The organism is Pseudomonas oleovorans subsp. oleovorans (assembly GCF_002197815.1).
Lineage (GTDB): Bacteria > Pseudomonadota > Gammaproteobacteria > Pseudomonadales > Pseudomonadaceae > Aquipseudomonas > Aquipseudomonas oleovorans.
In genome coordinates this window covers 17,898-27,835 of the sequence record NZ_NIUB01000054.1, presented here as the reverse complement: position 1 = coordinate 27,835, position 9,938 = coordinate 17,898, and the positions used below count along the sequence as shown (strand labels likewise).

The window sequence follows — 9,938 nt, the reverse complement described above, 5'->3', positions numbered from 1 at the left end:
TTCATCATGGCTCAAGGCTAACGCCTTATCAGAAGTCGAATATACGGAAGCAGTCGTACCTAGGTTCAGAGGCAGATTATTTCACTGGCAAAACGGGAGGAGTCCATATACGGATGCAATCCGGGGAAGGCGATGGCGAGATAAATCCCCTGAGGCAGGAGCCCGCTTGCGGGCGATGGCGGCTGACGTGATCGCCGGCAAGCCGGCTCCTACAGGTCAGGTTGCGGCGTTTATTCGGCATCGTGGGATGGTTAGAGCCAGGCGAAACCCGTCAGCCGGCCCCGGGCTTCACCAAGCTCATGCTGGACGTACCAGCATGCGCGGTAGGCGAATCAGGCCTGGATATTCGACGCCGGGTTGATCACTCGGCCCAGCCCCAGGTTGCGCAGCGCCAGGTGCAGGGTGCTGTAGATCAGGTGCGGGTTGTCCATGGTCATCACCTGCCCCAGCAGTTCCGTGGCCTTGCTCTGGGTGACCTGCCGCAGCAACCATTTCACCTTGGGCAGGTTGGTGGCGTTCATCGACAGCGAATCGAAGCCCATCGCCAGCAACAACACGGCAGCCGCCGGATCGCCCGCCATCTCACCGCAGATGCTCACCGGCTTGCCTTCGAGATGCGCGTCGTTGACCACTTTCTGCAAGGCCTGCAGCACCGCCGGGTGGAGGAAATCATAGAGATCCGCCACGCGCGGGTTGTTGCGGTCGACCGCCAGCAGGTATTGGGTCAGGTCGTTGGAGCCGACCGAGAGGAAATCGACCTGGCGCGCCAGTTCGCGGGTCTGATAAACGGCTGCCGGGATCTCGATCATCACGCCGATAGGCGGCAGTGGCACATCGGTACCCTCGTCACGCACCTCACCCCAGGCACGGTGGATCAGGTGCAGCGCCTCTTCCAGCTCCTGCGTGCCGGAAATCATCGGCAACAGGATGCGCAGGTTGTTCAGCCCCTCGCTGGCCTTGAGCATGGCGCGGGTCTGCACCAGGAAGATTTCCGGGTGATCGAGGGTCACGCGAATGCCGCGCCAGCCCAGGAAGGGGTTCTCTTCCTTGATCGGGAAGTAGGACAGCGCCTTGTCGCCACCGATGTCCAGGGTGCGCATGGTCACCGGCAGCGGATGGAAGGCCTGCAATTGCTCGCGGTAAGTAGCGAGCTGTTCCTTCTCGCTGGGAAAGCGTTCGTTGATCATGAACGGCACTTCGGTGCGGTACAGACCAACGCCCTCGGCGCCACGCTGCTGAGCGCGTGCAACGTCGGCAAGCAGGCCAGTGTTGACCCACAGCGGCATACGGTGGCCGTCGAGGGTCTCGCAGGGCAGCGCGCGCAGAGCGTCGAGCCCTTCGGTGAGCTGGCGCTCCTCCTCGAGCACCTCGGCGTACTGCTTGCTCAGCAGCTCGCTGGGGTTGGTGAAGACTTCGCCGTGGTAGCCGTCGACAATCAGTTTGATGCCGTCGATCTTCGAGTACGGCAGGTCGACCACACCCATGACCGTGGGAATACCCATGGCGCGGGCGAAAATCGCCACGTGGGAGTTGCCCGAACCGGTCACCGAGATCAGACCGACCAGTTTGCCTTCCGGCACCTCGCCGAGCATCGCCGGCGACAGCTCCTCGCTGACCAGGATGGTGTTATCCGGATAGACCAGCGTGGTCTTGCGTTCTTCCTGCAAGTAGGCGAGCAGGCGCCGACCGAGGTCGCGCACATCGGAGGCGCGTTCGCGCAGGTAAGCGTCATCCATCAGCTCGAAGCGCTTGACGTGGTCGAGCACCACCTGGCGCAAGGCGCCCTGCGCCCACTGACCGGTACGGATGACCTTGCGCACCTCGTTACCCAGTGCGGCGTCCTCAAGCATCATCAGGTAGACGTCGAACAGCGCGCGCTCTTCCTTGCGTAGCTGAGTGGCGAGTTTCTCGGACAGCTCCTGCATGTCCTCGCGCACCCAGCCCAGCGCCTTGTCGAACAGCTCCAGCTCGGCAGCGATGTCATCGACACTGCGGTCTGGAACCACATTCAGATCAGCCGGGGGCAGCACCACGACAGCAGTACCGACCGCTGCCCCCGGCGCACCCGGCACGCCGACGAACTTGGCCTCCTGCACGCCCTTGCCCTGGCGCCCCAGGCCGCGAATCGAGCCGGTCGCCTCGGCATGGGCGATAACGCCGGCGAGCTGCGCGCTCATGGTGACCAGGAAGGCTTCCTCGCCTTCGTCGAACTGGCGGCGCTCCTTCTGCTGCACCACCAGAACGCCCATCACCCGGCGGTGGTGGATGATCGGTGCACCGAGGAAGGAGGCGTAGCGTTCCTCGCCGGTCTCGGCAAAGTAGCGGTAGCGGGGATGGCTGGCAGCGTCTTCGAGGTTCAGCGGTTCTTCGCGGCTACCGACCAGGCCGACCAGACCTTCGCTGGGCGCCATGCTGACCTTGCCGATGGAGCGCTTGTTGAGGCCGTCGGTGGCCATCAACACGAAACGGTTGGTTTCCGGGTCGAGCAGGTAGACCGAGCAGACCTGGCTGCCCATCGCTTCCTTGACCCGCTGCACGATGATCGACAGCGCCGCCTTGAGATCCTTGGCGGCGTTTACTTCCTGGACGATCTTGCGCAGCGTATTGAGCATGCTCGATTGGGGTCCGTATCAGTCGCGCACTATAAGGCGCGGGGCAAGTTCCTTGAGCGCGCGACGGTAGACCTCGCGCTTGAATGTGACCACCTGGCCCAGCGGATACCAGTAGCTGACCCAGCGCCAGCCATCGAATTCGGGCTTGCCGGTCAGGTCCATGCGCACACGGTCTTCAGCCCCCGTCAGGCGCAGCAGAAACCACTTCTGCTTCTGCCCGATGCACAGCGGCTGACTGTGCGTGCGCACCAGACGCTGCGGCAAACGATAACGCAACCAGCCGCGGGTGCAGGCGAGGATCTTCACATCCTGCTCTTCGAGCCCGACCTCTTCATTCAGTTCACGGTAAAGCGCATCGATCGGCGATTCACGATCATTGATGCCACCCTGGGGAAACTGCCACGCATCCTGGTTGATACGCCTGGCCCAGAGCACCTGGCCGACATCATTGGTCAGGATGATGCCGACATTCGGGCGGAAACCATCAGAATCGATCACGGCAAGCAACCTCGTACACGCAAGTTCCGGCATTGTTCCACAAAGCCGGCGACAGCAGCAACGCGGGTTTAGGCGCTGTTTGAAAGCCCTGGCAAAGCGGCTATTCTGGCGCGCCTTCCCTTTCTACAGAACAGGTAACGAACCGTGCGCTTGGCCCTTTTCGATCTCGACAACACCCTGCTGGCTGGCGACAGCGATCACAGCTGGGGCGAATTCGTCTGCCAGCGCGGCCTGGTCGACGCGGCCGAGTACCTGGCGCGCAACGATGCCTTCTATGCCGATTACTGCGCCGGCAAGCTGGATGTGGTGGCTTATCAGAATTTCAGCCAGGCCATGTTCGGCCGCCACGACATGGCGCAACTGGCGCAGTGGCACCGCGAGTTCATGGCCGAGGTGATCGAGCCGATCATCCTGGCCAAGGGCGAGGCACTGCTGGCCGAACATCGTGCCGCTGGCGACAAGCTGGTGATCATCACCGCCACCAACCGCTTCGTCACCGCGCCCATCGCCGAGCGCCTGGGTGTGGAGACGTTGATCGCCACCGAATGCGGTATGCAGGACGGCCGCTATACCGGGCAGATCACCGGCACGCCGTGCTACCAGGGCGGCAAAGTGACCCGCTTGAACGAATGGCTGGCAGAAACGGGGTACAACCTCGATGGCGCCTACTTCTACAGCGACTCGTGCAATGACCTGCCGCTGCTGGAGGCCGTGGCCAACCCGGTGGCGGTCGACCCGGACGAGGTGCTGCGCGCCACCGCCATCGAGCGCGGCTGGCCGGTGATTTCGCTGCGTTAAGCGTCACCACCGAACGTAGGGTGCGCCGCACGCACCGCAAGCTCCATCGTCAACCGCCGGTGCGCACAGCCTGGGCGACCCCGCGACACCCTACAGGGCAGTTTCATCGAGCCACAAGCCCTCTCCCGCCCTTCGGGCACCCTCTCCCGGTGGGAGAGGGTCATCAGACGCCGCTCTGCGGCTACTTTAAGTGGGCTTGGCCCCCATCAACGCCATGATGACGATCAAGAGCAGCAGAATCAGCCCGGCATAGATCAGGCACAGACGCTTGAGCGATGTCGGCGCCGGTGTGTCGCCCAGCGCACGCCAGACCGCCAGGCGACCGGCCAGCAGCAAACCGAGCAGCATCATCAGCGCATAGAGAATGCTGCCCAGCACCAGCCAGGTCTGTCCCAGCGGCCAGCCGGCGGTGTCCACCAGCCAGTAGCCGGTAACCGGCAGGCTCAGCGCCAGCACGGCGAATGCCGGGAAGCTGAACAGCAGAGTCACGCGCAGCTTGCGCGCCAGCACGGCGGCATCGCCCCCGCGCTGCGCCTTGAACAGCATGACGCCATGGGCGATCAGGCCGAGCAGCAGCAACACGCCCGGGGCGCTGTGGAGAATACGGACCAGCAGGTAGTGTTCCATCGTGGTTTCCTTTTATTCGGCGATTAAGTAGGGCAGGTGCAACCCGCCAGAACGCGGCGGCGGGTTACACCCGCCCTACGGCTCGAAGGCAGCTTTCAACCCAGAAACAGGCGATAAGCCGGATTGTCGCTTTCATCCCAGTAGGGATAACCGATCGCGTCCAGCGCCGCCGGCACCAGATGGCGTTCGTCGTCCGGCACCTGCAGCGCCGCCAGTACGCGGCCATCGGCTGCGCCGTGGTTGCGGTAGTGGAACATCGAGATGTTCCAGCGCCCGCCCAGTTTCTGCAGGAAGTTGAACAGTGCGCCCGGCCGCTCGGGGAATTCGAAGCGCAGCACCATCTCGTTACCGACACCAGCGGCATGACCACCGACCATATGGCGGATATGCAATTTGGCCAGTTCGTTATCGGTCAGGTCCAGCACCGGGAAGCCCTGCGCACGCAGGCCCTCGACCAACGCCTGGCGCGGGTCATTCTCCGGATGGGTCTGCACGCCGACGAAGATGTGCGCTTCGCGGTCAGTGTGATAGCGATAGTTGAACTCGGTGATCTGGCGCTTGCCCACCGCCTCGCAGAAGGCCTTGAAACTGCCCGGCTGCTCGGGGATGGTCACGGCGATGATCGCTTCGCGCTTCTCGCCCAGCTCGGCGCGCTCGGCCACATGGCGCAGGCGATCGAAGTTGACGTTGGCGCCGGAATCGATGCCCACCAGCACTTCGCCTTTGGCGCCCTGGCGCTCGACGTATTTCTTGATCCCGGCCACGGCCAGCGCGCCGGCCGGCTCGGTGATCGAACGGGTATCGTCGTAGATGTCCTTGATTGCCGCACAGATTTCATCGGTGCTGACGGTGATCACTTCATCGACGTGATGCTTGCAGATATCGAAGGTGTGCTGGCCGATCTGCGCCACTGCCACGCCGTCGGCGAACAGCCCGACCATCGGTAGCACCACGCGCTCGCCCGCCGCCATCGCCTGCTGCAGGCAGTTGGAGTCGTCCGGCTCGACGCCGATCACCTTGATCTCCGGGCGCAGGTACTTCACATAAGCCGCGATGCCGGCGATCAGGCCGCCGCCGCCGACCGGGACGAAGATGGCGTCGACGTGCCCCTGATGCTGGCGCAGCACTTCCATGGCCACGGTGCCCTGCCCGGCGATCACCAGCGGATCGTCGTACGGGTGGATATAGGTGTAGCCCTTCTCCTCCACCAGCTTCAGCGAATGCGCCAGCGCCTCGGGAAAGGCGTCGCCGTGCAGCACCACCTTGCCGCCGCGCGAACGCACGCCCTGCACCTTCAGCTCCGGCGTGGTACGCGGCATGACGATGGTCGCCTTCACCCCCAGGTGCTTGGCGGCCAGGGCCAGGCCCTGGGCGTGATTGCCGGCCGAGGCGGTGACCACCCCGCGTGCCAGCTCTTCAGGGGACAGTTGCGCCAGCTTGTTGTAGGCGCCGCGAATCTTGAACGAGTACACCGGCTGCAGATCCTCGCGCTTGAGCAGAATCTGGCTGCCCAGCCGCTCACTAAGCTGGCGGGCGGGTTGCAGCGGGGTTTCCACCGCGACGTCATAAACGCGCGAGGTGAGGATCTTCTTCACGTACTGTTCGAGCATGGTGATTTCGCAGGCGTTCGGGCTTTGAGAGGACTGCCGAGTCTACCCCAGCGCCGCGCCGGACGACCATACGAAACGCGTGGGTTCTGCTCCGTCAGCACAGCACTTGCGGCTATAATTCGCGCCTACTTCCCCCACCTTCCCAGGCATTTCCCCGCGATGAACCAGGATCAGCTGAAACAGGCCGTGGCCCAGGCCGCCGTCGACCACATTCTCCCGCGCCTCGACAGCAAGAGCATCGTTGGCGTCGGCACCGGCTCCACCGCCAACTTCTTCATCGACGCACTGGCCAAGCACAAGATGGACTTCGATGGCGCCATCGCCAGCTCCGAAGCCACCGCTGCACGCCTGAAGGGCCATGGCATACCGGTCTACGACCTCAACAGCACCGCCGAGCTGGAGTTCTACGTCGATGGCACCGACGAAAGCGACGAACGCCTGCACCTGATCAAGGGCGGCGGCGCCGCACTGACCCGCGAGAAGATCGTCGCCGCCGTGGCCAGGACCTTCATCTGCATCGCCGACGCCAGCAAGCTGGTACCGGTGCTGGGTGCCTTCCCGCTGCCGGTGGAAGTCATCCCGATGGCCCGCAGCTATGTCGCCCGCCAGCTGGTGAAGCTGGGCGGCGACCCGGTGTACCGCGAAGGTGTGCTGACCGACAACGGCAACGTCATTCTCGACGTGCACAACCTGTCGATCACCGACCCGGTGAAGCTGGAAGCGGACATCAACGCCATCGTCGGCGTGGTCACCAACGGCCTGTTCGCCGCCCGCCCGGCCGACCTGCTGCTGCTCGGCACCGCCGAAGGCGTGAAAACGCTCAAGCGCTGAATCGGTGGGAGGCGCTTCAGCGGCGATTGTCGCGGCTGAAGCCCCTCCCACAGAGTCCTTTGTTCCACCCACTCTGATTTGCGCAGTCGGTGGCCCGAGTGCAATCCGAGTCTGCTGCGATTCGCCATGCGCACCGGAAACGGGCTACGGGTCGGGTGTTCACTTGCGCAACAAGCGCAAGCCGTTGAACACCACCATCAGGCTCACGCCCATATCGGCGAACACGGCCATCCACATGGTCGCCTCGCCCACCAGGGTCAGGGCCAGGAAGATCGCCTTGATGCCCAGGGCCAGGACGATGTTTTGTACCAGGATGGCGTGGGTCTGCCGCGACAGGCGAACGAAGGCCGGAATCTTGCGCAGGTCGTCGTCCATCAGTGCGACATCTGCCGTCTCGATGGCCGTGTCGGTGCCGGCGGCGCCCATGGCAAAGCCGATCTCGGCCTTGGCCAGGGCTGGCGCATCATTGATGCCGTCGCCGACCATGCCGACCACCCTGCCCTGTGCCTGACGCGCCTCGACCCAGGCCAGCTTGTCGGCTGGCAACAGGTCGCCACGTGCCTCGTCGACACCGACCTGTTCGGCAATGGCCGCGGCGGTATGGGCGTTGTCACCGCTGAGCATGCAGGTGCGCACACCCAGCTCGTGAAGTTCGGCGACTGCCTCGCGACTGCTCTGGCGCACCGTGTCGGCCACGGCGAAGAGCATCAGCGCGCGCTGTTCGTCGCACAGCACCACCACGCTCTTGCCCTGACGTTCCAGCGCCTCGAGGCGCTGCTCCAGTTGCGCCGAGCACAGCCCGAGGTCTTCGACCAGGCGGTGGTTGCCTATATAGAGAAGCGTGCCATCGATCCGACCTTTGCTACCCCGCCCGGGCAGTGCCTCGAAATCCTCGACATCGTGCAACGCCTGCCCCTGCTCTTCGGCACGCTGGGCCAACGCCCGGGAAACCGGGTGATCCGAGCGCGCGGCCAGGCTCGCCGCCCAAGTGGCGTGCAGCGGTTCATCCACTTCCAGCAAGTGGAGGCTGTCGGTCTGCACCGGCTTGCCATGGGTCAGCGTGCCGGTCTTGTCCAGCGCCAGCAGGGCCAGATGCCGCCCGTTCTCCAGATACACACCACCCTTGATCAGGATGCCCTTACGCGCAGCCGCCGCCAGGCCACTGACGATGGTCACCGGGGTGGAAATCACCAGCGCACAGGGGCAGGCCACCACCAGCAGGACCAGGGCGCGGTAGACCCAGTCGAGCCAGGCGCCACCGATGACCAGCGGAGGCACCACGGCCACCGCCAGGGCGAATGCGAACACCACCGGGGTATAGATGCGCGAGAACTGATCGACGAAACGCTGGGTCGGCGCGCGCGAGCCCTGCGCCTCCTCCACCGCATGGATGATGCGTGCCAGGGTGGTGTCACGTGCTGCCGCGCTTACGCGGAACTCCAGCGAGCCCGCCTCGTTGATGGTGCCAGCGAACACCGCGTCGCCCACACGCTTTTCCACCGGCAGGCTTTCCCCGGTGATCGGCGCCTGATTGACCGTCGAGCTGCCGCCGACCACCTCGCCATCGAGACTGATGCGCTCACCGGGGCGCACACGCACCACCGCGCCCAGCCCGACAGCCTGCACGTCGATCTCCTGCCAACTGCCATCGGCCTGCTGCACGGTAGCGCGCGGCGGCGCCAGATCCATCAGCCCGCGAATCGCATTGCGCGCCCGATCCAGCGAACGCGCCTCGATCAATTCGGCCAGGGTGAACAGCACCATGACCATCGCCGCTTCCGGCCACTGACCGATCAGCACCGCGCCGGTCACGGCGATGCTCATCAGGGCATTGATATTGAGGTTGCGGTTCTTCAGGGCGATCCAGCCCTTCTTGTAGGTGTTCAGCCCGCACATCAGGATGGCGGCAACGGCCAGCAGTGCCACCAGCCAGTCGGGGCCGAGCCCGGCGAAATGCACGATTTCCGAAGCAGTTGCCACCCCACCAGCCAGCGCCAGCGGCCACCACGGTTTTTTTGCCGGTGCAGCAGCCGGCTGCTGCGCAGTGCGATCATTTTCGACCTGCGGGGTGAACCCCAGCGCGCGGATGGCCGGCAGCACCTGCGCCAGCATTCCCTCGTCATGACTGACGGTGAGCACGCGCTGCAGCAGATTGAAATGCAGACCGGCCACGCCCGGTAGCCGACCCAGCGCGTCACGAATCAGGCGCTCTTCCGTGGGGCAATCCATCTGCTCGATGCGAATACGGGTATTGCACGCGCCCGTCAGCGCGGTGTCCGCTGGCTGCGGCACGGCCTCGTGATTGTGTCCAGCGTGATCGTGGACATGCTCAGGGTGAGCAAGTGGCTGTTGGTGCGAGTGATCGCAGCAGCGGCTCATGGCAAATCTCCGTCAGGTATCTATTGCCGAGTACACACCCTGTAGTCACTATAGGGTCAAGCACCTACGGAGCGATCCCATGAAAATCGGAGAATTGGCGAAAAAGGCCGGCTGCCGGGTAGAGACCGTACGCTACTACGAACGCGAAGGTCTGCTGCCGGCGCCCGCACGCAGCGAGGGCAACTACCGCCTGTACGGCGCCCAGCACCTGGAACGTCTGGTGTTCATCCGCAATTGCCGGACGCTGGACATGACCCTGGAAGAGATTCAACGACTGCTGGCTCTGCGTGACCTGCCCCACGAGAGCTGCGCCGGTATCAACAGCCTGGTAGACGAACATATCGAGCATGTTCAGGCGCGCATCGACAGCCTGCAGGCGCTACGTGATCAACTCACCGAGTTGCGCGACCGTTGCAACGACCCCAAGGGGGCGGAAGACTGCGGCATCCTGCGCCAGCTCAACGTCAGCGGCGGTGTGCAACTGCTACCGGACGATGGCCATACCCATGTCGGCAAGAGCCACTCGCATTGATGAACTACGCTTGCTGAGCATCGCTGCGGCATACCGCCGAGCGCTCAGGGA

The 9,938-nt window shown here is 64.2% G+C and carries 8 protein-coding genes; 3 read left to right on the top strand and 5 right to left on the bottom strand.

What is annotated here, in order from left to right:
• Nucleotides 1-332 precede the first annotated feature (332 nt).
• Together ptsP and PSOLE_RS21800 are read right to left on the bottom strand one after the other, a co-directional pair.
• Entirely contained in the window at nucleotides 333-2,612 is a 2,280-nt protein-coding gene (gene ptsP, locus PSOLE_RS21805; RefSeq protein WP_074860384.1) for a phosphoenolpyruvate--protein phosphotransferase, read from the bottom strand.
• Between the two features lie 18 nt (nucleotides 2,613-2,630).
• Nucleotides 2,631-3,110, bottom strand: coding sequence for an RNA pyrophosphohydrolase (locus PSOLE_RS21800; RefSeq protein ID WP_074860405.1), 480 nt, complete (start codon nucleotides 3,108-3,110; stop codon nucleotides 2,631-2,633).
• A 144-nt stretch (nucleotides 3,111-3,254) separates the two neighbouring features.
• Here PSOLE_RS21800 and PSOLE_RS21795 point away from each other — a divergent pair, with 144 nt between their 5' ends.
• Complete coding sequence (locus tag PSOLE_RS21795) at nucleotides 3,255-3,908, top strand: histidinol-phosphatase (RefSeq protein ID WP_074860385.1); 654 nt, start codon at nucleotides 3,255-3,257, stop codon at nucleotides 3,906-3,908.
• A gap of 186 nt (nucleotides 3,909-4,094) precedes the next feature.
• On the opposite strand, the gene PSOLE_RS21790 is transcribed toward PSOLE_RS21795, so the two are convergent.
• Nucleotides 4,095-4,535 carry a DUF2269 family protein gene (locus tag PSOLE_RS21790; protein ID WP_074860387.1) on the bottom strand — a complete coding sequence of 147 codons (441 nt, stop codon included), beginning with the start codon at nucleotides 4,533-4,535 and terminating at the stop codon, nucleotides 4,095-4,097.
• A 95-nt stretch (nucleotides 4,536-4,630) separates the two neighbouring features.
• Nucleotides 4,631-6,145 (bottom strand): threonine ammonia-lyase, biosynthetic, encoded by a 1,515-nt coding sequence (gene ilvA / locus PSOLE_RS21785; RefSeq protein WP_074860389.1) that lies wholly within the window; start codon nucleotides 6,143-6,145, stop codon nucleotides 4,631-4,633.
• A gap of 159 nt (nucleotides 6,146-6,304) precedes the next feature.
• Here ilvA and rpiA point away from each other — a divergent pair, with 159 nt between their 5' ends.
• Nucleotides 6,305-6,976, top strand: coding sequence for a ribose-5-phosphate isomerase RpiA (gene rpiA, locus PSOLE_RS21780; RefSeq protein ID WP_039965303.1), 672 nt, complete (start codon nucleotides 6,305-6,307; stop codon nucleotides 6,974-6,976).
• 159 nt (nucleotides 6,977-7,135) lie between these two features.
• On the opposite strand, the gene PSOLE_RS21775 is transcribed toward rpiA, so the two are convergent.
• Nucleotides 7,136-9,355, bottom strand: coding sequence for a heavy metal translocating P-type ATPase (locus PSOLE_RS21775; RefSeq protein WP_074860391.1), 2,220 nt, complete (start codon nucleotides 9,353-9,355; stop codon nucleotides 7,136-7,138).
• 79 nt (nucleotides 9,356-9,434) lie between these two features.
• On the opposite strand from PSOLE_RS21775, the gene cadR reads away from it, so the two are divergent.
• The gene (cadR, locus tag PSOLE_RS21770; RefSeq protein ID WP_003464107.1) at nucleotides 9,435-9,887 is read left to right on the top strand and encodes a Cd(II)/Pb(II)-responsive transcriptional regulator; all 453 of its coding nucleotides are present in this window, start codon (nucleotides 9,435-9,437) and stop codon (nucleotides 9,885-9,887) included.
• Nucleotides 9,888-9,938: the final 51 nt, after the last annotated feature.